This is a genomic window from Arthrobacter sp. TJ-254, assembly GCF_058269175.1.
On record NZ_JBZCNF010000003.1, the window covers coordinates 517,194 to 539,597 of the forward strand.

23 protein-coding genes are annotated in these 22,404 nt (G+C 68.8%); 13 read left to right on the top strand and 10 right to left on the bottom strand.

From position 1 onward, the window contains the following. The first annotated feature begins 118 nt into the window (after positions 1-118). Positions 119-973 carry a Bax inhibitor-1/YccA family protein gene (locus tag AC4D14_RS11035; protein ID WP_490902245.1) on the top strand — a complete coding sequence of 285 codons (855 nt, stop codon included), beginning with the start codon at positions 119-121 and terminating at the stop codon, positions 971-973. A 154-nt stretch (positions 974-1,127) separates the two neighbouring features. Here AC4D14_RS11035 and galK read toward each other — a convergent pair whose 3' ends face one another. Genes galK through AC4D14_RS11050 form a run of 3 tightly spaced genes read right to left on the bottom strand, consistent with a single transcriptional unit; the run spans position 1,128 to position 4,203 of the window. Then, a complete protein-coding gene (gene galK / locus AC4D14_RS11040; RefSeq protein ID WP_490902246.1) occupies positions 1,128-2,285 on the bottom strand; it encodes a galactokinase in 1,158 nt (385 codons plus the stop codon). After that, positions 2,282-3,415, bottom strand: a complete 1,134-nt coding sequence (gene galT / locus AC4D14_RS11045; protein WP_490902247.1) for a galactose-1-phosphate uridylyltransferase — start codon at positions 3,413-3,415, stop codon at positions 2,282-2,284. Before galT ends, galK begins: the two co-directional genes overlap by 4 nt. Then, positions 3,412-4,203, bottom strand: coding sequence for a DeoR/GlpR family DNA-binding transcription regulator (locus AC4D14_RS11050; RefSeq protein WP_490902248.1), 792 nt, complete (start codon positions 4,201-4,203; stop codon positions 3,412-3,414). Before AC4D14_RS11050 ends, galT begins: the two co-directional genes overlap by 4 nt. A gap of 149 nt (positions 4,204-4,352) precedes the next feature. Between AC4D14_RS11050 and AC4D14_RS11055 the strand changes: the two genes are divergently transcribed. From AC4D14_RS11055 to AC4D14_RS11070, 4 genes are all read left to right on the top strand, one after another. Further along, on the top strand, positions 4,353-5,267 hold the full coding sequence (locus tag AC4D14_RS11055) for an aldose 1-epimerase family protein (RefSeq protein WP_490902249.1): 915 nt from the start codon (positions 4,353-4,355) through the stop codon (positions 5,265-5,267). A 121-nt stretch (positions 5,268-5,388) separates the two neighbouring features. Continuing rightward, positions 5,389-6,558, top strand: coding sequence for an AI-2E family transporter (locus AC4D14_RS11060; RefSeq protein WP_490902398.1), 1,170 nt, complete (start codon positions 5,389-5,391; stop codon positions 6,556-6,558). Continuing rightward, positions 6,555-7,850, top strand: a complete 1,296-nt coding sequence (gene ilvA / locus AC4D14_RS11065) for a threonine ammonia-lyase (protein ID WP_490902250.1) — start codon at positions 6,555-6,557, stop codon at positions 7,848-7,850. The genes AC4D14_RS11060 and ilvA overlap by 4 nt, the downstream gene beginning before the upstream one ends. Positions 7,851-7,887: 37 nt before the next feature. Further along, the gene (locus AC4D14_RS11070) at positions 7,888-8,457 is read left to right on the top strand and encodes a rhomboid family intramembrane serine protease (protein WP_490902251.1); all 570 of its coding nucleotides are present in this window, start codon (positions 7,888-7,890) and stop codon (positions 8,455-8,457) included. Here the strand turns inward: AC4D14_RS11070 and greA are convergent. Both greA and AC4D14_RS11080 read right to left on the bottom strand, forming a co-directional pair. Then, positions 8,454-8,945 carry a transcription elongation factor GreA gene (gene greA / locus AC4D14_RS11075; protein WP_490902252.1) on the bottom strand — a complete coding sequence of 164 codons (492 nt, stop codon included), beginning with the start codon at positions 8,943-8,945 and terminating at the stop codon, positions 8,454-8,456. The genes AC4D14_RS11070 and greA overlap by 4 nt on opposite strands. A 305-nt stretch (positions 8,946-9,250) precedes the next feature. Further along, complete coding sequence (locus tag AC4D14_RS11080) at positions 9,251-9,679, bottom strand: DUF4307 domain-containing protein (protein ID WP_490902254.1); 429 nt, start codon at positions 9,677-9,679, stop codon at positions 9,251-9,253. 90 nt (positions 9,680-9,769) lie between these two features. Here AC4D14_RS11080 and mca point away from each other — a divergent pair, with 90 nt between their 5' ends. The 3 genes from mca to AC4D14_RS11095 all read left to right on the top strand — a co-directional run bounded on the left by mca (position 9,770) and on the right by AC4D14_RS11095 (position 13,198). Then, positions 9,770-10,690 carry a mycothiol conjugate amidase Mca gene (mca, locus tag AC4D14_RS11085; protein WP_490902255.1) on the top strand — a complete coding sequence of 307 codons (921 nt, stop codon included), beginning with the start codon at positions 9,770-9,772 and terminating at the stop codon, positions 10,688-10,690. A 66-nt stretch (positions 10,691-10,756) separates the two neighbouring features. Then, positions 10,757-11,107, top strand: coding sequence for a hypothetical protein (locus tag AC4D14_RS11090; protein WP_490902257.1), 351 nt, complete (start codon positions 10,757-10,759; stop codon positions 11,105-11,107). 3 nt (positions 11,108-11,110) lie between these two features. Further along, the gene (locus AC4D14_RS11095; RefSeq protein ID WP_490902259.1) at positions 11,111-13,198 is read left to right on the top strand and encodes a thioredoxin domain-containing protein; all 2,088 of its coding nucleotides are present in this window, start codon (positions 11,111-11,113) and stop codon (positions 13,196-13,198) included. 8 nt (positions 13,199-13,206) lie between these two features. Here AC4D14_RS11095 and trhA read toward each other — a convergent pair whose 3' ends face one another. Beyond that, positions 13,207-13,938 (bottom strand): PAQR family membrane homeostasis protein TrhA, encoded by a 732-nt coding sequence (gene trhA / locus AC4D14_RS11100; RefSeq protein WP_490902260.1) that lies wholly within the window; start codon positions 13,936-13,938, stop codon positions 13,207-13,209. A 159-nt stretch (positions 13,939-14,097) separates the two neighbouring features. Here trhA and AC4D14_RS11105 point away from each other — a divergent pair, with 159 nt between their 5' ends. Both AC4D14_RS11105 and phoH2 read left to right on the top strand, forming a co-directional pair. After that, positions 14,098-14,859: an isoprenyl transferase gene (locus AC4D14_RS11105; RefSeq protein ID WP_490902261.1), complete on the top strand. Its 762-nt coding sequence runs from the start codon at positions 14,098-14,100 to the stop codon at positions 14,857-14,859. Positions 14,860-15,091: 232 nt separating this feature from the next. Continuing rightward, positions 15,092-16,432 carry an RNA 5'-3' helicase PhoH2 gene (gene phoH2 / locus AC4D14_RS11110; RefSeq protein WP_490902263.1) on the top strand — a complete coding sequence of 447 codons (1,341 nt, stop codon included), beginning with the start codon at positions 15,092-15,094 and terminating at the stop codon, positions 16,430-16,432. A gap of 42 nt (positions 16,433-16,474) precedes the next feature. On the opposite strand, the gene AC4D14_RS11115 is transcribed toward phoH2, so the two are convergent. Next, on the bottom strand, positions 16,475-17,239 hold the full coding sequence (locus AC4D14_RS11115) for a hypothetical protein (RefSeq protein WP_490902265.1): 765 nt from the start codon (positions 17,237-17,239) through the stop codon (positions 16,475-16,477). 57 nt (positions 17,240-17,296) lie between these two features. Between AC4D14_RS11115 and AC4D14_RS11120 the strand changes: the two genes are divergently transcribed. Together AC4D14_RS11120 and AC4D14_RS11125 are read left to right on the top strand one after the other, a co-directional pair. Continuing rightward, a complete protein-coding gene (locus AC4D14_RS11120; RefSeq protein WP_490902266.1) occupies positions 17,297-17,803 on the top strand; it encodes a prepilin peptidase in 507 nt (168 codons plus the stop codon). 4 nt (positions 17,804-17,807) lie between these two features. Further along, positions 17,808-18,278, top strand: coding sequence for an NUDIX hydrolase (locus tag AC4D14_RS11125; protein ID WP_490902268.1), 471 nt, complete (start codon positions 17,808-17,810; stop codon positions 18,276-18,278). Positions 18,279-18,411: 133 nt separating this feature from the next. Here AC4D14_RS11125 and AC4D14_RS11130 read toward each other — a convergent pair whose 3' ends face one another. The 3 genes from AC4D14_RS11130 to AC4D14_RS11140 are packed head-to-tail and all read right to left on the bottom strand — an operon-like array spanning position 18,412 to position 21,150. Beyond that, positions 18,412-19,851, bottom strand: a complete 1,440-nt coding sequence (locus tag AC4D14_RS11130; RefSeq protein ID WP_490902269.1) for a class II fumarate hydratase — start codon at positions 19,849-19,851, stop codon at positions 18,412-18,414. A 22-nt stretch (positions 19,852-19,873) separates the two neighbouring features. Continuing rightward, positions 19,874-20,488: a carbonic anhydrase gene (locus tag AC4D14_RS11135; protein WP_490902271.1), complete on the bottom strand. Its 615-nt coding sequence runs from the start codon at positions 20,486-20,488 to the stop codon at positions 19,874-19,876. 20 nt (positions 20,489-20,508) lie between these two features. Then, entirely contained in the window at positions 20,509-21,150 is a 642-nt protein-coding gene (locus tag AC4D14_RS11140; protein ID WP_490902273.1) for a DUF4245 domain-containing protein, read from the bottom strand. A 207-nt stretch (positions 21,151-21,357) separates the two neighbouring features. Here AC4D14_RS11140 and glpX point away from each other — a divergent pair, with 207 nt between their 5' ends. After that, the gene (gene glpX, locus AC4D14_RS11145) at positions 21,358-22,395 is read left to right on the top strand and encodes a class II fructose-bisphosphatase (RefSeq protein WP_490902274.1); all 1,038 of its coding nucleotides are present in this window, start codon (positions 21,358-21,360) and stop codon (positions 22,393-22,395) included. Positions 22,396-22,404 lie beyond the last annotated feature (9 nt).

The window sequence follows — 22,404 nt, forward strand, 5'->3', positions numbered from 1 at the left end:
GGGCCGGCGGCACCCGCACGCCGGAAGCACCGCCGCCGGGAACAAAACAGCCGAAAAAGCGTTGATATTGGTAGGGTTGGCTCCACGCACAGCCCCCACAATGGAGGACTAAACAAACATGGCACTCGGCGGTAATCCGGTATTCAACGGAAAGACCTTCCGTTCCGCTGCCCGCGGCACAAGCCCGGCAGCATATGGCTCCACTACGTTCGCCACACAGTCGGCAATGAACGCCCAGCAGTTGGAGCACCTTTACAACCAGCCCCCGGCTGGCCCAGCGCAGACCGGGCGCATGACCTACGACGACGTCATCGTCAAGACCATCCTTTCCATCGGGGTGGTCCTGCTCGGTGCTGCGGTCCCGGTGTTCCTGCTCCCGGGCCTGGCCCCGGTGCTGATGATCGTCGGTCTGATCGGCGGCTTCGTGCTCGGCCTGGTGAATGCGTTCAAGCGCGAGCCCGTTCCCGCGCTGATCCTTGCCTACTCGGCGCTTGAGGGACTGTTCCTCGGTGGACTTACTATGTTCCTCGAGGCCCAGTTCCCGAACATCGCGCTGCAGGCGCTGATCGGCACCCTGACGGTCTTCGCTGTCACCCTGGCGCTCTTCAAGAGCGGCAAGGTGCGTGCGACGCCGAAGGCGATGAAGTTCTTTCTGATCGCCATCATCAGCTACGCGGCGTTCTCGCTGGTCAACCTCGGCCTGATCCTCTTCAACGTCACCAGCGACCCCTGGGGCCTGCGCGGCGCTGAGATCCCGGGCACGGGGATCCCCTTCGGCGTGGTCATCGGCCTGTTCGCCATCGGCCTTGCCGCGTTCTCGCTGATCATCGACTTCACCTCGATCGACGAGGGCGTCAAGAACGGCGCCCCCGAGAAGTACTCGTGGACGGCGGCCTTCGGCCTGACCGTCACGCTGATCTGGCTGTACGTCGAGTTCCTGCGCCTGATCGCGATCCTGCGCGGCGACGAGTAACTGTTTCGAACGGTTCCCCGGCAGGCCAGCCCGGCCGGGGGACCGCCGAGATACAGAATCGGGTAAAGACAAAAGGAAGGGCCTGCAGCTGCAGGCCCTTCCTTTTGTCTTTACCCGGTGGTTAACGTGTACCGGGTTTCCGGGGCCGGCCGGTTCAGACGACCCGGCCGGCGCCGGCGGCGGGGCGGACGCTGAAGATCACCGGTGCGGTGAAGTCCGCTCCGGCGAACGCGTCGGTGACGGCGGCGCGCACGGCGTCGACGTCGGCAGCCTTCACGAGTGCGATCGCTGCGCCGCCGAAGCCGCCGCCGGTCATGCGTGCACCCAGGGCGCCGGCCTTCACGGCCGTGTCGACGGCGAGATCGAGTTCCGGGCAGGAGATCTCGAAATCATCGCGCATCGAGGAATGGCTCTCGTTGAGGAGCGGGCCGAGCGCGGCGGGACCCTGCGTGGTGAGCACGGCGACGGCGTCCTGCACCCGGGCATTCTCGGTGACGACGTGGCGCACCCGGCGGAAAGTCTCCTCGTCGAGGACCCCTGCCGCTTCGGCGAGATCGCCCACGCCCAGGTCGCGGAGCGCGGGCACGCCCATGAGTTCGGCTCCCAGTTCACACGACCTGCGGCGGGCGGCGTACCCACCGGTCGAATGCGCGTGGCTCACCCGGGTGTCGATGACCAGCAGGGACAGCCCGGCCTTCTCGAGGTCGAGCGGCACAAGCAGCGTCTCCCGGCTCCGGCAGTCAAGGAATACTGCGTGCCCCACCTCGCCCATCAGGGACGCCGTCTGGTCCATGATCCCTGTCGGCGCGCCGACCATCTCGTTTTCGGCGAGGCGGCCCACCGAGGCGAGGTCCGAGCGGGAGAGGCCCGCCTCGGAGAGGTCGTTGGCCGCCGTGGCGACGGCGCATTCGAGGGCCGCCGAGGAGGAAAGCCCGGCGCCCACCGGTACGTTCGAATCGACGAGCAGGTCCATGCCGGGCGAGGGATGGCCCGATTCGCCAAGGGCCCACAGGACGCCAACGGGATACGCGGCCCAGCCCTTCACATCGCCGGGCCCGACGGCATCGAGGTCGGCGGCGACGACCTCATCTGCGGTGGCGAAGGTCGAGGAGACCCGGGCGCTGCGGTCCCGGCGCGTGCGTGCCGCAACCGACGTCGTGCGGTCGATCGCGAAGGGCAGGACGAACCCGTCGTTGTAGTCGGTGTGCTCGCCGATCAGGTTGACCCGGCCCGGTGCTGACCAGACCCCTGCCGGTTCGACACCGTAACGGGCGGTGAAGGCGTCAGCCAGTTCCTGCGCTGAGAGGGTCATGAGTTGTCCTTTCCAGGGGATCCGGGCACGGCGTTGCGGAGCCGTTCCGCAACCTGCTCGGGGGTTGTGTCGTTGATGAAAGCGCCCATTGCGGCCTCCGATCCGGCGAGGAACTTGAGCTTGTCCTCGGCCCGCCGCGGGGAGGTGAGCTGGAGGTGGAGGTAGCTCGCCGGGCGGATCAGGGTGTCGAGCGGCGCCTGCTGCCATGCAGCAATATACGGGGTGGGGGTGGAGTAGAGGGCGTCCACCCGGCCCAGCAGGTCGAGGTAGACGGTGGTGAGCTCATCGCGTTCCTCGGAGGAGAGGGCGGTGAAGTCGGGAACCTGGCGGTGCGGTACAAGGTGCACTTCGAGCGGCCAGCGCGCGGCGAATGGAACGAAGGCGCTGAAGTGGCGGCCCTCGATGATCATCCGCTCGCCGGAGTCGCGCTCGGACTTCAGGGCGGCGCCCATCAGGGTCTCCCGTCCGCCCGAGGCCTCGTAGAAGGCGGTGGCCTGTGCGCCGATCTGCGCCGCACGGGGCGGGATGAAGGGGTAGGCGTAGATCTGGCCGTGCGGGTGCAGCAGGGTGACGCCGATGTCGGCGCCCCGGTTCTCGAAGGGGAACACCTGCTTGATTCCCTCCATTGCCGAGAGCGCCTCGGTGCGGTGCGCCCAGGCCTCGATCACCGTGCGGGCGCGCTCCGGTGAAAGCGAACCGAACGAGCCCTCGTGGGCGGAGTCGAATGCAACAACCTCGCACCGGCCGTACGCCGTCGCCGTCGTCCCCCACTCCGCCTTGGTGGGCAGGGATCCGAGTTCGGGCCCAAATGAGGCGAAGCGGTTTTCGAACACCACAACCTCGTAATCCGAGGCGGGGATCTCGGAAAGGTAGCGCTCGCTCGACGGGCACAGGGGGCACTGGTCGGCGGGCGGCAGGTGGGTGCGCGTCTGGCGGTGCGCGGCAACGGCGATCCATTCGCCGGTCAGCGCGTCGTAGCGGGCGTCACCGGTGGTGGTGCCCCGCGGCGGCAGTCCCCGGAGGTCGGCCGTCGCAGCCGGGTCCCGGTGCAGGTGCACCGACTTGTCGGTTGCATCGAAATAGATCAGTTCCCGGCCGTCCGAGAGCCGGGTTGGAGTTATTGAGGTCATGAAAACGCTTTCTTTGCGTGCTGGATGGTGAGGGGAGTGGCTACCAGCGTCTGGCGTGAATAGGCGGGCTGGCTGGGTTCGGTGTCGGTGATCAGGCAGAAAGCGGAGTCAAGGCCCACGATGCGGGCCAGGCTGACGACGCCGAGCTTGCTCGAGTCGGCCAGCACCACGAGGTGACGGCAGTGTTCGGCGAACGCCAGGTTGGTTTCGGCCTCGGCGAGGTTCGGGGTGGTGATGCCGGCGGTTGAATCGACGCCGTGGGCGCCCATGAAGCACAGGTCGACGTTGAGGCTGCGGATCGCAGCGGTGGCCAGCGGCCCCACAAGCGCCTCGGACGGGGAACGCTCGCCGCCGGTGAGCAGCACGGACCGCCGCACGCCGGCCGGAATCCGGTAGAGGCGTTCGGCGGCGGGCACCGAGTTGGTCAGGATCGTCAGTCCTTCGATGTGCGCCAGGTGCTCCACGAGCTGGAAGGTCGTTGTGCCGCCGGTCACCGAGATGGTCATGCCGGGAAGCACCAGCTGGGCCGCTGCCCGGGCGATTGCCTGTTTCTCCTCCGCGAGCCGTTCGGCGTTCGCGGGGAACCCGGGTTCGATCGCGGCAAGGGCCGCAAGGCGCGCAGCGCCACCGTGGACGCGGTGCAGCGATCCTGCGGCCTGCAGGGCGTCGACGTCGCGGCGCACAGTCATTTCCGAGACGCCGAGTTTCTCTGCCAGTTCGGAGACGCGGACCACGGGGCGGCGCTCGAGGGCCGCGAGGATGGCGGCGTGCCGTTCGGCAGCGAGCATCGGACCTCCGAAGAAAGCGGCTCCCGCCGCATGACCTTGCCAACCCAAGTGAACAAAGTTGAACAGAATCAAACATATCCGAAACGGGCCCGGGAGGCCACCGGGAAATCCCCGGCGCAGGCGGATGCAGCGGCTGTAGCATCGAAGGCATGGACTCCGCACCCCCGCCGGCCTCCGGCACCAACTACATCCTGACCGCCGGAAACTCCACAGCGGTGATTGCGACGCTCGCGGCCGCACTGCGCTCCTACGCCGTCGGCGGCGTCCAGCTCACCGAGACCTGGGGTGAGGACTCGATCCCCCCAGGAGGGGCCGGAATCCTCCTCGCGCCATGGGCCAACCGGGTGGACGGCGGTGTGTGGCAGCTCAACGGGGCCGAACAGAAGCTCGACATCACCGAACTCGGCAAGGGCAACGCGATCCACGGACTGCTGCGCAATACGGGTTACGCGCTGGCGTTCCAGTCGGAGAACGAAGTCGAACTTTCCGCGGAGATCTTCCCCCAGCACGGCTATCCCTTCCACCTCGTGCACACGGCCAGGTACTCGCTGACGGAGGAGGGGCTGACGGTGAAGCAGTCCCTGACGAACCACTCCGCCGACGCCGCACTATTCGGGCTTGGGGCCCACCCGTACCTCAAAATTTCGGACGTTCCGACCGAGGAGCTCACGCTGACGGTCCTCGCCGACGAGGTCTTCTCCACCGATGAACGCTCCATACCCACGGGGAAGGATCCCGTGGCCGGCGACCTCGACCTCCGCGCGGGAAGGCGGGTGGGAGATGTCGCCTTCGATTCGGCCTTCGCCGGGCTCGCGCACGTCGACGGGCACTACGAGCACACCCTTTCGGCGCCGGACGGCCGAAGGCTGACGCTCTGGGCCGATCCGGTCTTTCCCTACGTGCACGTCTACATCAGCACGATCTACCCGGGCGTTGCCCGCGCGGTCGCCGTCGAGCCGATGACGGCGCCGGCGAATGCGTTCAATTCGGGGGAGGGCCTGCGGTGGCTCGAGCCGGGCAGCACGTTCACCGGGTCGTGGGGGATCCGGCCTCGACTCGGATAGCCGTCGGGTGCGGCTTCTGTGGAATTATTGATCCATGCAGCGACTCCCCGGCGGATCCCCCGAGCGGATCCTCCAGCGCGCCGCGCCCGGTGCCGGTGAAGGCCCCGAGGCGCTGCCCGTGATGCCCGACGCCGCACCCGGCAACGTCCGCGCCGACGGCCGCGAGGACGTTCCGTATGCCCTGCGCGTCGCGGCTGCGTGGTCCTGGCGGGTCGGCCTGGTGCTGGTGGTCGCCGGGGCGCTGGTCTGGCTGCTCAGCCACATCTCCCTCGTTGTGATCCCGCTGATGATCGCCGGACTACTCGCCTCCCTGCTGCTTCCCATCACCGCCTTCCTGCGGCGCCACCGCTTTCCCAACGGGCTCGCCGTCGCGGTGACCGTTGCGGGCCTGGTGCTGGTCATCGGGCTCTCCCTCTCCCTCGTGGGAAGACAGCTCGCCCTTGGGTTCTCCGACCTCTGGAACCAGGCGCGGACCGGCCTGCAGCAGCTGCTCGACTGGCTTTCCCAGGGTCCGCTCCACCTCACCACGGACCAGATCCGGCGCTATCTCGAGGACGTCGGCACCGCCGTCCAGGACAACAGCGGTTCAATCCTCAGCGGGGCGCTGTCCTTCGGCAGCAGCGCCGGGCACTTCGCCGCGGGCCTGCTGCTAACCGTCTTCGCCCTTGTCTTCTTCCTGCTCGACGGCGGAAGGATCTGGCGGTTCATCATCGGACTCGCGCCGGTGCGGGCCCGCGCGGCGGTCGACGGCGCCGGGCGGCGCGGCTGGTCTTCAATGGCGAACTACGTCCGGGTGCAGCTGCTCGTGGCCTTCGTCGACGCCGTGTGCATCGGGGCAGGCGCCGCCATCATCGGCGTTCCCCTTGCCGTGCCCCTCGCCGTGCTCGTGTTCATCGGATCGTTCATCCCGGTGGTCGGTGCGCTCGCCACCGGATTCCTCGCCGTCCTGCTGGCGCTGGTCGCCAACGGCTGGGTCAACGCGCTGATCATGCTTGCCATCGTGCTGGTCGTGCAGCAGCTCGAAGGGCATTTCCTCCAGCCGATGATCATGGGCCCCGCCGTGGCCCTGCACCCCCTCGCGGTGGTTCTGGCGGTGACCGGCGGCACGATTGTCGCAGGGATCCCCGGCGCCCTGTTCTCCGTGCCGCTGCTCGCCGTGGCCAACACCTCGGTGCGGTATATCGCGCGCCGTGCGTGGGAGACCGACCCCGCCCTGTACCGGGGGGATGGAGCCACGTCGGCCACCGGACCGATCCAGCCAACACCATTCCAGAAAGAGGAAACCCCGTGACAGAGCAGACAGCACTTCCCGACGCCCTGGGGCACACGGAGGAGGAGCTTGCGCGCCTGCCCGTGACCCTCGACGACGTCTTGGCCGCCCAGGCCCTGCTCAAGGGAGTCATCGCCCGCACGCCCATCGAGGAGTCGCGTGCCCTGGGACGGCTGATCGGCGCGAACGTTTCCCTCAAGTGCGAGAACCTCCAGCGTGCAGGCTCCTTCAAGGTCCGCGGCGCCTACACCCGGATGGCCAAGCTGACGGCGGAGGAGCGGGCCCGGGGGGTCGTCGCGGCCTCGGCCGGAAACCACGCCCAGGGCGTGGCAGTGGCGGCCGCCCGGCTCGGTATCAGGGCGCGCATCTACATGCCGGTCGGCGTCGCTCTCCCCAAACTCGCAGCAACCCGCGGGCACGGCGCCGAGGTCGTGCTTCACGGCCACAACGTCGATGAGGCCCTCGCGGAGGCCAAGCGCCACGCCGACGAGACCGGAGCCGTGTTCGTCCACCCCTTCGACAACGTCGACGTCGTCGCCGGCCAGGGCACCGTCGGCCTCGAAATCCTCGAGCAGGTTCCCGACGTCGACACCATCCTCATGGGCGTCGGCGGGGGAGGGCTCCTTGCCGGTGTCGCCGTCGCGGTCAAGGCGCGGGCCCGCGAACTCGGCCGGAACATCCGCATCATCGGCGTGCAGGCCGAAAACGCCGCCGCCTACCCGCCGTCCCTTGCCGCGGACGCGCTCGTTCCGCTCACGAAGGTCTCAACGATCGCCGACGGCATCGCCGTCGGCCGTCCGGGCCAGCTGCCGTTCTCGATCATCCGCGAACTGGTGGACGACGTGGTGACGGTCAGCGAGGACTCCCTGGCGCGCGCACTGATCTTCCTGCTCGAGCGCACCAAGATGGTCGTCGAACCCGCCGGCGCGGTGGGGGTCGCAGCGCTGCTCGATGGAAAGCTCACCGAAAACGGGGCCCTGCCGGGCAACACGGCGGTCATCCTGTCGGGCGGCAACATCGACCCGATGCTCATGCTCAAGGTCATCCAGCGCGGTCTTGCCGCCGCGGGACGGTTCCTCGTCGTCCGCATGCTTCTGGACGACCGGCCCGGCTCCCTTGCCACCATCTCTCGCATCATCGCCGAATCCGACGCCAACGTCACCGGCGTCGACCACACCAGGGTCGGCGGCTCGATCAGCATGGGCGACGTGGCGATCACCATCAATATGGAGACCAAGGGCGACGAGCACTGCGAGCAGGTGCTCAGCAACCTCCGGGCCGAAGGTTTCCAGCCCGTCGTGATTTCGGGCTGATATGCTCGCCCGTCGCGCAAAACAGGGGCTGCTCGTCGTGGGCGCAATCACCGCCGTCCTCTGGGCGGTGTTCCTGTTCAACACGCTGAGCGGGTCGTGGCTGACCTCCTACCTCGCCATCGAACCCCGCCGCGTCCGCGGACTCGATGGGATCCTGTTCGCCCCGCTGCTCCACGGCGGCCTCGGGCACCTGCTGAGCAACACCCTGGCGCTGATGGTGCTGGGGTTCCTTGCCTTCCTTGACGGCGTCCGGCGCTTCGTCGTCGCCGTCGGAACCAGCTGGATCGTCTCCGGACTCGGCGTGTGGCTCGTGGGCGGAGGCCTGACGATCGGCGCCTCCGGCGTCGTGTTCGGCCTCTTCACATACCTGATGGCGCGCGGCTTCTACAACCGGAACATCCCCCAGGTCCTCTTCGCCGTGCTGGTGTTCCTCCTGTACGGCTCGATCCTGTGGGGTGTGCTGCCCGTAGTCGGCTCGAACATCTCCTGGCAGGCCCACCTGTTCGGGGCCGCGGGCGGCGTCCTTGCGGCGTTCCTGCTGCGAAAGCGGCCCGCCCCCTCAGGGACGGACCGCCTTTTCCGCGGTGGAACCGGAAGATACTCCTAGCCGGCGTAGGGCTTGGCCGCGATGATCTCGACGGTGATCGTCTTGCCGTTCGGGGCGGTGTAGGAGACCGAGTCGCCGGCCTTCTTGCCCTGGATCGCGGCGCCCAGCGGTGACTTCTCGCTGTAGACGTTGATGTCGGTGTCGCCTGCCACCTCGCGGCTGCCAAGCAGGAAGGATTCAACATCCCCGGCGATCCGCGCCTCGACCATCATTCCCGGCTCCACGACACCGTCGTCGGCGGGGGATTCCCCGACCTGGGCATTGTTGAGCAGGTGGGTGAGCTGGCGGATCCGTGCCTCGGCCTTGCCCTGTTCCTCTTTCGCGGCGTGGTACCCGCCGTTCTCCTTAAGGTCTCCCTCGGACCGTGCCTGCTCGATGCGGGCAACGATTTCGGTCCGTCCGGGGCCGGAGAGGTGATCCAGCTCAGCCTTCAGGCGGGTGTAGGACTCCTGCGTGAGCCAGGCAACGGGTGCGCTGTTAGTGGACACGGGGGGTATCTCCTTAGGTACATCCGGACCCGCTGGTGCGGGCCGGCCGGTGGTGTGTGCTGCGAACAATCTGGGCAGGTGGAGAAGCGGGATTGCGGCGCCGATATTGACCAGCAAGCAAACACCCCGCCGTCTGGGTGACCGTGGGGACCACGGGTTGCCGTCGGGGCGGGGCGAGGGTGTTAGTCCATTCTAGTCAGTTGCCGGAGATAACCCAAGAGCGGGGTCCACGGGGCCTCCGCCGACTCCCGGCTTACTGTCAGCGCTGCGGTCCCGTAACCGGTCCGCCGGCCGGCGGCTCAGGGTCAGTCAACGAGCCAGCAGGAGTCCACTCCGCCGGTGACGCCGGCCGAGTCGGTGCGCAGGTCAACCCGCTGCGATGTGGTGCGTCCGCCGTTCGCACCCTCGGTCTCCGGGGTCGGGCCGATGGTGACCGTCTTCCACCCGACGACGGCGTAACCCTGGCTCAGCGCCTGGACGGCGCACTGGGCTGTCGCATCCGCCGGTTTGGTGACCTCGAAATCCACGCGCATCCCGGAGTTTCCGTCGATGGCGAAACCGACATCCTTGAAGGTGACGCGCTGCTGTGCGCTGCTGAAGGCGAAGAAACCGACGGCGACGACGGCCGCCGCCAGCACCAGGGCGATCCACAGGCGCCGCCGGGGCAGACCCGCCCGCTTTGGGGCACCGTAACGATTGGATACTCTTGAGGTAGGCGCATGCACGGAGCTCACCTCCGATATTTTACCGTTGATCGGCCCGGTGAAACTCCCGTCCCGAGCCGCCCCCCAGCTCTACCCCTCAGACTTCCCCAGGAGCATCAGTTGTCACGTACGGATTTCCCGGCCGGTTCCCCACACGGCCTCCGCCTTCTTGCGGTCCACGCCCACCCCGACGACGAGTCGAGCAAGGGCGCGGCCACGATGGCCCGGTACGCGGCGGCCGGAGTCGAGGTGATGGTGGCGACCTGCACGGGAGGTGAACGCGGATCGATCCTCAACGCGGCGATGTCGGGGAACGCCCACGCCAAGCGCGACCTCCCGGGCCTTCGCCGCCTGGAGATGGCCCGTGCCGCAGCAGCGCTGAACGTGAAGCAGCGCTGGCTCGGCTTTGCCGACTCGGGCCTTCCCGAGGGCGACCCGCTGCCCGACCTTCCCTTCGGGTGCTTCGCGCTCCAGCCGCTCGAACGCGCGGCGGCGCCCCTGGTGCGCCTCGTGCGGGACTTCCGTCCCCACGTCATCCTCAGCTATGACGAGAACGGCGGGTATCCGCATCCGGACCACATTATGGCCCACCGGGTGGCTGTCGAGGCGTACGAGGCAGCGGCCGACGCTTCCCGCTACCCCGGGCTGGGAGAGCCCTGGCGCGTCGACAAGCTGTACTACGACCGGGCCTTCAACCCCGAGCGCTTCCGCGCCCTCCACTTCGCGCTCGAAGAGGCGGGCATCCAGTCTCCGTACGCCGAGCGGATCGCCCAGTGGATGGAGACCGACGCCGAGGGCCACCAGCCGCCGGCGCCCACCCACGCCACAACCACCCAGATCGACTGCGGCGACTTCTTCGAGGCCCGGGACGAGGCCCTGCTGGCCCACCGGACCCAGGTCGACCCCGAAGGATTCTTCTTCGCCGTTTCCGCCGAACTCCAGCGGAAAACGTGGCCCTGGGAGGACTACTCGCTCATCGATTCGCGCGTTGAAACCCAGCTGCCCGAGGACGATCTGTTCGCCGGAATACCGCGAGCGTAGGACTTCTAATCCACGTAGAATTGATACGGCGGCTCGAATGCCCGCCGGATCCGAAAGTGGTGCACAGTGATTATCCAGCTTCATTCCGCCGCCCTCCTTGTGGCGTCTGCCGCCGACGAAAGCGGCCTGCGCCCGGGGCTCGACTCGGAATCGGTGACTCCGGGAACCCTGGGTTTCATCTTCACCCTGCTCGTTGTGGTCCCGGTGATCTTCCTCATCCGTGACATGTCAAAGCGCATTCGGCGGGTGCGGTACAACGCCCTGATCGAGGCGGAGAACGCGCCGCCGGCCGCTGCGGGAAGCAGCACGGCGACCGGAAGGCCCGCTGACAAGGGGAGTGTTCCCGGTCCAGGGGACGCCACCGGCCCGGTGCGGAAGCCGGTCCCGGATCCGCACCGCGGATCCGACGGCAGGTAAACCGTGAGCGGGCGCCTGCACGCCGAGGCATCGGCGTACCTGCGCCAGCACGCCGACAACCCGGTGGACTGGTGGCCCTTCGGTGACGAGGCGTTCGACGAGGCCCGGGAACGGGACGTCCCCGTTTTCATCTCGGTGGGTTACGCCGCCTGCCACTGGTGCCATGTGATGGCTCACGAGTCGTTCGAAGACGACGACGTCGCCGCCTACCTCAACAGCCGCTTCGTCAGCGTCAAGGTGGACCGGGAGGAACGCCCCGACGTCGACGCCGTCTACATGGGCGCCACCCAGGCGATCACCGGGCAGGGCGGCTGGCCCATGAGCGTTTTCGCCCTCCCCGACGGGCGCGCCTTCTTTGCCGGCACCTACTTCCCGCCCCGGACAACGGGCGGGCGCCCGTCATTCCGGCAGATCCTCGAAGCGGTGACCCAGGCGTGGACCGAGCGCAGGGCCGAGGTCGAGGGCAGCGCGGAGGTGCTCGCCGAAGGGCTCGGCGACATGCAGCGGCAGAAAAGCTCCCTCGTCGGCGTCCTCGGCGCCCCTGGCGGGTCCCTGTTCGATGAAGGGGCCGTTCCGGCGGAGGTCCTCGCGGCCGCGGTCCATGCCCTGGCCGCGCAGGAGGATCCGGTGTACTCCGGCTTCGGCGGGGCGCCCAAGTTCCCGCCGTCAACCGTGCTGCGCTTCCTTCTCGCCCACTCCCGCAGCGCCGCGGATACGGCAGGCGACGCCGCGGCGATGGCGGCGCGCACCCTCGAGGCGATGGCGCTCTCGGGAATGCGCGATCGGCTCGGAGGAGGCTTCGCCCGGTACGCCGTCGACCGCGCGTGGGCGGTGCCCCACTTCGAAAAGATGCTCTACGACAACGCCCAGCTGCTGCGTCTCTACGCCGAATGGTCGCTCACCGCGGAAAGCCCCGGCCACCGCGCACTCGCTGTTGACACCGCCCGCGGCACCGCCGACTGGCTGCTTGACGAGCTCCTCATCGAGGGCGGCGGCTTCGCCTCCTCGCTCGACGCCGACACCCTGATCGACGGGCATGCAGTCGAAGGCGGCACCTACGTGTGGACGCTTGACGCCCTGGCGGGGGTTCTCGGTCCGGAGGGGGAGGCCGTCGCTGCGCTGTTCGACACCGAGGCCGGCAGCGTTGAAGGCGGCGCATTCACCCTCCACGCGGGCCGCCGGTGGACACCCCAGGAGCAGGAGCTGTGGGACAGGTCCGCTCCGCTGCTGCGCACGGCCCGTGCCGTGCGCCCCCAGCCGGGGCGCGACGCCAAGGTGGTTGCGGGGTGGAACGGGCTCGCCGTTGCCGCCCTTGCCGATACCGGGGCGGCGCTCGGGGAACAGCGCTTCATCGACGCGGCGGTGCGTGCGGCGGGGTACCTGCTGCGCGTTCACTGGGACGGCTCGACCCTGCGCCGGGTCTCCCACGCGGGCGGCGCCGCGGGGATCGAAGGACTGCTCGAGGATTACGCAGGATGCGCCGAGGGGTTCTTTGCCCTCTACGCCGCCACGTACGACCCCGCCTGGTACACCGCCGGAGAAAAGGTGCTTCTCGCCGCGGCGCAGCGGTTCCTGCGCGACGGGCGCCTCCTGGACTCCGCCGAAGCTGGCGGACCGCTCCACGCGGCGCAGGGCAGGGCGGAGGGCTCCGACCCGCTCGACGGCCCGACGCCCAGCGGGACTGCACTGTTCGCCTCGGCCCTGCTGACCTACTCGGCCTACAGCGGATCGGCCGGACACGGCGAGCTCGCCCGCCAGATCCTGCGCTACGTCGCACCCCTTGCCGGGCGCGCACCCTCCGCGGTGGGGTGGGGGCTGGCCGCGGCGCAGGCCGCCGCCGAGGGGCCGCAGGAACTCGCCGTCGTCGGACGCGACACGCGCAGCGTGGCCGAGCTTGCCGCGGCGGCCCGCCGGCACGCCCGGGCTGGGCTAGCACTCGCCGTGGGAACCCCGGGCGACGCGGTGCCGCTGCTCGAGGGGCGGACTCCCGGGGAATTCGGCGCCGCGCGGGCCTACCTGTGCAGGTCAGGCGTCTGCCAGCGTCCCGTCGACTCGGCCGACGAGCTGATCCGGCTGCTGCAGGGGCGCTGAGCGGGCGCTCAGCCGTTCACCGGGTTCAGGACCGCAATGGCGATCGCCGCGAAGTGGGCAGCGAACGCGGCAACGGTGAACGCGTGGAACAACTCATGGAAACCGAAGCGCCCCGGGACGAGATTGGGCCGGCGAAGCGCGTAGAACGCCGCCCCCGCGATGTACAGGACGCCGCCGACAAGGATCAGGACGGTCGCGGTCGGGCTCGCCGCGAAAAAGTCGGGCAGGTAGAACAGCGAGCCCAGGCCCAGTGCCACGTAGATCGGCACGTAAAGCCACCGCGGGGCGTGGAGCCACAGCACCCGGAACAGGACCCCCGCCACAGCGCCCGACCAGATGACCCACAGCAGGGTCACGGCCTTCTCGCGCTCCAGCAGCGCCCACGACAACGGGGTATAGGACCCGGCGATGACCAGCATGATGTTCGTGTGGTCGAGGCGCTTGAGCAGCAGGCGGGTCTTCGGCCGCCACGTACCCCGGTGGTAGACGGCGCTCACGCCGAACAGCAGGATGCCCGTGACCGCATAGACGGCCGAGGCAACCTTCAGCCCCGGCGTCGGCGCCAGGAGGATGAGCGCGATGCCGGCGGCGACGGCAAGCGGGGCGGCTCCGGCATGGATCCAGCCACGCCAGGTGGGTTTGAGATCGAGGGCGTCAGCCACCGCTTCGACGGCAGAGCCGAGGGGCCCGCCGGCCGGTTCGGGCACGTCGGAGGGGGCCGCGGAGGAGCGCGAAGTCATGCCGGAATTCTAGTCCACGCGCGTGAAGGCTACCGGCCGGTAGCGGCGTTCGCGGGCCGCCTCCAGCACCCGCCGGGGAAGTGCCGGTACCGTAGGGGTAGCGTTCCGACCCCGGGCGTAGGCGTGCGGCGGAACGGAAAGGGCGGCCAGGAGGTGTTGTTGAAGGTTCCTGAGTTCGCCTACGGCATCTACGAGCGGAAGCTGCAGCGGGGGCTTTCCCCCGACCGGATCCCCCACCACATCGGGGTCATGGTTGACGGAAACCGGCGCTGGGCGAAACTGGCCGGCGCTCCAACGAGCCACGGACACCAGGCCGGTGCAGACAAGATCCACGAGTTCCTGGGCTGGTGCGAGGAACTCGGCGTCGACGTCGTCACCCTCTACATGCTCTCCACCGACAACATGGGGCGCCCGCAGGACGAGATCGAACAGCTCCTCGACATCATCGCCAACACGCTCGACCGCCTCGGGGAGAGCAACCGGGTGCGGGTGCAGCCCGTCGGCGCGCTCGAACTGCTCCCCGACGACCTCGCCGAGAAGCTCGCCACCCTCGCAGCCCAGACCGAAGGCATCGAGGGCGTCCACGTGAATGTCGCCGTCGGCTACGGCGGGCGCCGGGAGATCGTCGACGCCGTCAAGGAGCTGCTGCTCGATGCCGCCGCCTCGGGCACCACGCTCGAGCAGCTCGCCGCGGAGCTCACCGACCAGCACATTTCCTCGTTCCTCTACACGCGCGGGCAGCAGGACCCCGACCTGGTGATCCGCACCTCCGGTGAGCAGCGGCTCTCCGGTTTCCTCATGTGGCAAAGCGCGTACAGCGAGTTCTACTTCTGCGAAGCCCTGTGGCCCGACTTCCGGCGCGTCGACTTCCTGCGGGCCCTGCGCGACTACGGCCGCAGGCAGCGCCGCTTCGGTTCCTGAACCTTCACCGGATCTTCACTTCCGACACGCGGGGCCCGTACTTCCGCAATCGGCGCCGGGGCGTATTCTTCTTCCATCAACCGGCGAATGCCGGTTGACGGGAGGCCACTTATGACGCCGATGTGCAGTGAAGAACCGCTGCATTGTGCGGGGAGGCCGTTCCGGCCTCCTGGCCGGACCGCCTCACCCAACCTACGAAATCGGGGCGTCGGCGCCCCGGAGTGGAGTCGATGTGGCAACTACTGAGCCAACCCCGTCCACCCCTTCCCCTGCCTCAGTCACGGGCGTCCGCGGCTATGTCATCGACACCTCGGTGCTGCTATCGGATCCCAGGGCGCTGCTGCGCTTCGCCGAGCACGAGGTGATCCTGCCCGTCGTCGTGATTTCCGAGCTTGAGGGCAAACGCCACGATCCGGAACTGGGCTACTTCGCCCGCCAGGCCCTTGGCCTGCTCGACGACCTGCGCGTGCGGCATGGAGGGCTCGACCGGCCGGTGCCGCTAGGAGAGGAGGGGGGAACCCTGCGGGTGGAGCTGAACCACGTCTCTCCCGAGATCCTCCCGGTCGGGTTCCGGGGCTCCGGCAACGATGCGAGGATCCTTGCCGTGGCGAAGAACCTCGCCGTTGAGGGGCGGAACGTCACCGTCGTCTCGAAGGACCTGCCAATGCGGCTCAAGGCGTCGGCGATGGGGCTGCAGGCCGATGAGTACCGCAATGAGCTGGTGAGGGATTCCGGCTGGACCGGGGTGGCCGAGGTCGACATCACCACCGACGAAATGGGCGCCCTCTACGCCGGCGAACCGGTGTTCTCGGTGGATGCCGCGGACCTGCCCGTCAATACCGGAGCGATCCTTCACTCGCCCCGGGGCTCCGCGCTCGGCAGGGTCGGCGCCGACAAGCAGCTGCGGCTGGTCCGCGGCGACCGCGACATCTTCGGCGTTCACGGGCGCTCGGCGGAGCAGCGGCTGGCCATCGACCTGTTGATCGACAAGGAGGTGGGAATCGTCTCCCTGGGCGGGCGGGCCGGCACCGGCAAGTCAGCCCTTGCCCTGTGCGCCGGGCTCGAGGCCGTCCTCGAACGGCGCGAACACAAGAAGGTGGTGGTCTTCCGGCCCCTCTACGCGGTGGGCGGGCAGGAGCTCGGCTACCTTCCGGGAGGGGAGAGCGACAAGATGAACCCGTGGGCGCAGGCGGTCTTCGACACGCTCGGCGCCCTCGTGTCCTCCGAGGTGATGGAGGAGGTGCTCGACCGCGGAATGCTCGAGGTGCTTCCGCTGACCCACATCCGCGGGCGCAGCCTCCACGACTCGTTCGTCATCGTCGATGAGGCGCAGTCCCTTGAGAAGAACGTGCTGCTGACCGTCATGAGCCGGATCGGGCAGAACTCGCGGGTGATCCTCACGCACGACGTCGCCCAGCGCGACAACCTCCGGGTGGGCCGGCACGACGGCATCGCGGCCGTCGTCGAAACGCTCAAGGGCCACCCGCTGTTCGGACACATCACGCTCACCCGGTCGGAGCGCTCGCCGATCGCTGCACTTGTCACCGACCTGCTCGACGGGCCGGTGCCCTAGACCGGCTCCCCATACGGGCCCCTGGATGTCACACCCGGCGCCCTAGGACACGTGCCAGGGGACGTGCTCCCGGATATCGCTGAGTTCCGGGGGCGCGGCCCGGAAGTAGTCGTCGGTCAGGTATTCGTCAACGCCGAGGATCCGCAGCTCATGTCCGGCCCCTGCGGAATCCCCGTCGAGGGCGAGGGTGGAGACGCAGACACCGGTTTCGACGTCGATGCGCACCCGGGTGCGCCCCGAGCCGATGAGCGGGAAGCCCGGCGCCGCCGGCGCGTAGGAGGGGTTCGGGGATGCGACGGCGGCAAGCACCGGCCGGCCGGCGAACATCTCCTCGGTGATCTCCTCAAGTTCAACCCGGTTGGCCCCGGGAACGGCAAGCGGCACCGGGGCATCCCCGGCGAGCTCCACCGGATCAAGCATCGAGGACCAGCGGGGATCGCCGAAGACCGGCTCGCCGTACGCGGCCTCGGGGCGCCGGCGGACCAGCCCCGATGCATCGTAGACGGGAGTGACCAGGCGCGGCGCGAGCAGCCATGACTTGCGCTTGGCGCTCACGTACAGGGCGTCGCGGGAGCGTTCGTTGCCGGTCGTGGTGTGGAGCAGGGTGCCGTCGGCCGCCTCGACCCGCAGGGCCGCCGGCCGGCGAAGCCAGGCCCGCAGCGGGCCGACCGCCTCGCCCGACGCTTCCGATGCGTTGTTGGGCAGGGTCCAGGACACTTCGAAGCGCAGGGTCTCCCACCGCCAGGGCGAGGAGCGGCAGAGGCAACGGAAACTGTCCGCCGGAGAGGCGCTGGGGGTGGCCGACATTTCCACATTCTAGCGCTCCCATATCCCAGCGGGGTCTGGAACGCGTACGGTGATGGCGTGGGAAGCATTCTGGCCGCGTACTGGAGCCAGGCCCCCGCGGCGTTCTGGCTGCTGGTCGCTGGCCTGACCGGCTTCGCCGTCGTCGGCGGCGCCCTGAGCGTCTACGATGCGCGGACCCGGCGGCTCCCCGACCGGATTGTGCTTCCAAGCTATCCGGCAGCGGTGATCCTGCTGGCCGGAGCCGCCGGCACGGCAGGGGAGTGGCACCGGGCGGGATCGATGCTGGCCGGGGCGGCCTGCCTGGGCGCAGCCTGCTTCCTCGTGCGGGTGCTGCATCCTCCAGCGATGGGGTTCGGGGACGTGAAGCTTGCCGGGCTGCTCGGGCTCTACCTCGGATTCGCCGGATGGGCGTTCCTGGGCAAGGGCGCCGCCGCCGCCGTCGTCCTTGGCGGGATCTGGGCGCTCTTCGTCGTGGCCACCGAACGCGGCACCGCCGCCTCACGGATGCCCTTCGGCCCCTTCCTCGTCGCCGGAGCGGGAGCGGCGCTGCTTGAACTAATCTGAAGGGATGCCTACCCCGGAATTTGTCCTCGAGATCCGCGAGAAGATCGGCCACGACCCGCTGTGGCTGCCCGGCGTCGGTGCCGTGGTCTACAACGAGGCCGGCGAGGTGCTGCTGGGCCGGCGCGCCGACGACGGCCGCTGGACCATCATCACGGGAATGGTCGAGCCGGGGGAGGAGCCGGCCCGGGCGATGCGCCGGGAGGTCTTCGAGGAGACCGGCGTCGACGTCGAGGTCGAGTGCCTCCTGGACATCGGCGTCGTCGGGCCCATCACCTTCCCCAACGGCGACGTCTGCACCTTCCTCAACCTTGACTTCCGCTGCAGGTACCTGGGCGGGACGGCCCGCGTCAACGACGACGAGTCCACCGACGTGCGCTGGTTCCCCCTCGACGACCTGCCGCCGCTCAACGACCGGCACCGGCGGCTGGTGCTCACCGCACGCGACGCCGACGGGGTACCGACCTTCGAGCGCTGACCACGGCCTGTTCCACGGGCCTCCCGCACCTGAGTGCGTCGAACGCACCGGTTAACGACGAACGCACCGGAAATCACCGGTGCGTTCGACGTGATCGGGTGCGCGGGTCCGACCGGGGTGCGGACCCCGGGGATCAGGCGCTCGGGGGGCGGGTCATCGACAGGACGTCGAGGGCCTGATCGAGCTGCTCCTCGGTCAGTTCACCGCGCTCAACGAAGCCCAGGGCGACGACGGCCTCGCGGACGGTGAGCCCCTCGGCAACCGCCTTCTTGGCGATCTTCGCCGCGTTCTCGTAGCCGATGTACTTGTTCAGCGGGGTCACGATCGACGGCGACGCCTCGGCCAGGAACCGGGCCCGCTCGACGTTGGCGGTGATGCCGTCGACCATGCGGTCGGCCGAGACCCTGCAGGAGTTGCTGAGCAGGCGGACCGACTCGAGGACGTTGCGGGCAATCACGGGGATTCCCACATTGAGCTCGAAGGCGCCGTTGGTTCCGGCCCAGGCGACGGTGGCGTCGTTGCCGATCACCTGTGCGCAAACCATGAGCACGGCCTCCGGGATGACGGGATTGACCTTGCCCGGCATGATCGAGGAGCCCGGCTGCAGGTCCGGCAGGGCAATCTCCCCGAGGCCGGTGTTCGGGCCCGAGCCGAGCCAGCGCAGGTCGTTGTGGATCTTGGTGAGTGAGACGGCGATCGTGCGCAGCATCCCGGAGACCTCGACGAGGCCGTCGCGGTTGGCCTGGGCCTCGAAGTGGTCGCGCGCCTCGGTCAGGGGCAGGCCCGTGTCTTCGGCGAGCAGTTCGATGACGCGCGCAGGGAACCCGGCGGGCGTGTTGATGCCGGTGCCGACGGCGGTGCCGCCCAGCGGAACCTCGGCGACGCGCGGGAGGGAGGCCTCAATGCGCTCGATGCCGTAGCGGACCTGGGCCGCGTAGCCGCCGAACTCCTGCCCGAGGGTGACGGGGGTGGCATCCATGAGGTGGGTGCGCCCGGACTTGACCACCGTGCTGAACTCCTTGGCCTTGCGCTCCAGTGCGGTGGCCAGGTGGTCGAGCGCGGGGATCAGGTCGTTCGTCAGCGCCGAGGTGGCGGCGACGTGCACCGAGGTGGGGAACACGTCGTTCGAGGACTGGGAGGCGTTGACGTGGTCGTTTGGGTGGACCGTCGTCGTGCTGCCTGCTGCTTCGAGGGCGCGCGTTGCGAGCGTGGCGATGACCTCGTTGGCGTTCATGTTCGAGGAGGTGCCGGAGCCGGTCTGGTAGATGTCGACGGGGAAGTCGCCGTCGTACCGTCCCTCGGCCACCTCCTGGGCCGCCGACTGGATGGCCCGGGCGCGCTCCTCGTCGAGCACCCCCAGTTCCGCGTTGGCCGCCGCGGCGGCCTTCTTGATCCGGGCAAGCGCTTCGATGTGCGCCCGTTCAAGGGTGGTCCCGGAAATCGGGAAGTTTTCGACGGCGCGCTGGGTCTGTGCGCGGTACAGGGCGCGGGCGGGAACCCGGACCTCGCCCATCGTGTCGTGCTCGATGCGGAAGTCGTCGTCCCGGGGGCTGGTTTCAGGCGATTGGCTCATGCGCCAATTCTCACCTCAGGGGTTACAGGGCGCCAAATCCGGAAACCAGTACGGCCCTACCCTCCGCGAGTCGGTAGGATACGCCGACGACGGCGGTCGAGCCTGCCTCCACGGCGTCGGAAATGACCCGGGAACTGTCGATGAGGCGCTTCGATGTCTGCTTGACGTGTTCGACGGCCGTGGCGTTGACGTCGGTGGTCCCTGCGCGCCGGGCGGTGAGCACCGAGGGGGTGATGCGCTCGACCAGGTCGCGGAGGAACCCGGTGGGCATGTCGCCGGTGTCGATGGCTTCCATTGTCGCGGTGACGGCGCCGCAGTTGTCGTGGCCGAGAATCACGATCAGCGGGACGCCGAGCACGCCCACGCTGTATTCCAGGGAGCCCAGGACGGCGTCGTCGATCACCTGGCCGGCGGTGCGGACAACGAAGACATCGCCGAGCCCGAGGTCGAAGATGATCTCGGCGGCGAGGCGGGAATCGGAGCACCCGAAGATGACGGCGAATGGGTTCTGGTTGTGCACCAGGGACGTCCGACGCGACGCGTCCTGGTTCGGATGGGAGGAATCGGCCGCGACGAACCGGGCGTTGCCTTCCTGGAGACGGAGCCAGGCCTCGGCGGGGGTCAGTTGCTTGGTCACCGGGCCACTCTACTTCCCGATCACGGTGCCGGGGCGCTCGATGACGCGCCCGACACTTTTTTCAGGACGGCGGCACCGAGCGTGTCGAACTCCGCGAGGTCGGCTTCGCCGTTGAGGACGAGCGTTGTGCCGTCCACCTCCGAGGTGAGGAACGTGTCGCCTTCGGAGCGCTCGAGCAGCTGCCATTTCACCCCGCTGATGATCCGCTCGCCCGAGACCTGGGCCGGTCCGACGCGCTGGGAGAGCCAAGACGGGTTGCCCTCGTTCGTCTGGGTGAGCTGGATGAACCCGCCTCCGGCAGTGAGGTAGCCGACCTCCCAGTAATCGACGCCGTCGCCGGCACCGGTGGTCCAGCGGGCGAAGTTGGAGGTCCAGCCGCCGGGCAGGGACGGTGCTGCCGGGAGGTAGCCGGCGTCGTCGGCGGCCTGTTCGGCAACCGTTCCGACGTCGATATTGCGCTGGTACGTCTCGGCGGTGTGAGTGGGGTTGAGCAGGACCACGGCGATGACGACGGCGAGAGTCACGCCCACGGCCATCAGCATGCCCACGACCGTCGAGTTGACCCGTTTGGCCTGGTTCGGCGTCAGGACCGGCTTGATCTCCGGCGCCTCGGGTTCGGGCGCAGCAGCGCCGTCGGGGGGTCCTTGCTTCGCATCGCTCACTTTTTCATTTTCCCCCATGCCTGCCGCTGGAGCATAACCGGCCGCGGGGCTTCCCGCCCGGCGCTCGGCCCCGCGCGGTGCCGCACCCCGCCCGCACCGGCCGCGTTCCGGGAAGCCCGGGTGTAATGCCGGTGCCCGGGGCGGCCGCCGCCACTATGATTGCAGCAGGACGGCCCCGCATCACCACCTTCAACGACGAGGACTGACGTGACAGAGAACGCAAAGAACGCCCAGTATTCAACAATCTCCCCGGCGCTGGCCGTGGGGGACAAGGAACCGGACCGGAACCTTGCGCTGGAGCTCGTCCGGGTCACCGAGGCCGCCGCGATCGCCGGAGGCCACTGGGTCGGTTTCGGCGACAAGAACCTCGCCGACGGCGCGGCCGTCGATGCGATGCGCTCCCTGCTCTCCACCGTCCACTTCAACGGCATCGTTGTGATCGGTGAGGGAGAGAAGGACGAGGCGCCGATGCTGTTCAACGGCGAGCGGGTGGGCGACGGCAGCGGCCCCGAGTGCGACGTCGCCGTCGACCCGATCGACGGGACCCGCCTGACCGCCCTGGGCATCAACAACGCGCTCGCGGTGCTCGCCGTCGCCGAACGCGGCACCATGTTCGATCCTTCGGCTGTTTTCTACATGGAGAAGCTCGTGACCGGCCCGGAGGCCGCCGACATGGTGGACCTGCGCCTGCCTGTGAAGCAGAACCTGCACCTGATCGCCAAGTCCAAGGGCAAGAAGGTCAGCCAGCTCAATGTCATGGTGCTCGACCGCGACCGCCACAAGCCGCTGATCGAGGAGATCCGGGCCGCCGGAGCCCGCACGAAGTTCATCATGGACGGCGACGTCGCCGGCGCGATCGCCGCCGCCCGCGAGGGAACCGACGTCGACGCGCTGATGGGCATCGGCGGAACCCCCGAGGGGATCGTCGCGGCCTGCGCCATCAAGACCCTCGGCGGCGTAATCCAGGGACGGCTGTGGCCCACAAGCGACGAGGAGAAGCAGAAGGCGCTCGACGCCGGACACGACCTCGACCGCGTCCTCTCGACCGACGACCTCGTCACCAGCGACAACTGCTATTTCGCGGCGACCGGCATCACCGACGGCGACCTCCTGCGCGGGGTGCGCTACAATAAGGACAAGGTCCTCACCCAGTCGATCGTCATGCGCTCCAAGTCCGGGACCATCCGGGTTGTGGACGGCGAGCACCAGGCCCACAAGTGGGAAAGCTACGCCCGCCTGACGTAGGGCCCGGTT

Coding starts and splice junctions, on each gene's coding strand:
- AC4D14_RS11035 (WP_490902245.1), top strand. CDS start 119: ATGGCACTCGGCGGTAATCCGGTATTCAACGGAAAGACCTTCCGTTCC.
- galK (WP_490902246.1), bottom strand. CDS start 2,285: ATGACCCTCTCAGCGCAGGAACTGGCTGACGCCTTCACCGCCCGTTAC.
- galT (WP_490902247.1), bottom strand. CDS start 3,415: ATGACCTCAATAACTCCAACCCGGCTCTCGGACGGCCGGGAACTGATC.
- AC4D14_RS11050 (WP_490902248.1), bottom strand. CDS start 4,203: ATGCTCGCTGCCGAACGGCACGCCGCCATCCTCGCGGCCCTCGAGCGC.
- AC4D14_RS11055 (WP_490902249.1), top strand. CDS start 4,353: ATGGACTCCGCACCCCCGCCGGCCTCCGGCACCAACTACATCCTGACC.
- AC4D14_RS11060 (WP_490902398.1), top strand. CDS start 5,389: ATGCCCGACGCCGCACCCGGCAACGTCCGCGCCGACGGCCGCGAGGAC.
- trhA (WP_490902260.1), bottom strand. CDS start 13,938: ATGACTTCGCGCTCCTCCGCGGCCCCCTCCGACGTGCCCGAACCGGCC.
- AC4D14_RS11115 (WP_490902265.1), bottom strand. CDS start 17,239: ATGTCGGCCACCCCCAGCGCCTCTCCGGCGGACAGTTTCCGTTGCCTC.
- AC4D14_RS11125 (WP_490902268.1), top strand. CDS start 17,808: ATGCCTACCCCGGAATTTGTCCTCGAGATCCGCGAGAAGATCGGCCAC.
- AC4D14_RS11130 (WP_490902269.1), bottom strand. CDS start 19,851: ATGAGCCAATCGCCTGAAACCAGCCCCCGGGACGACGACTTCCGCATC.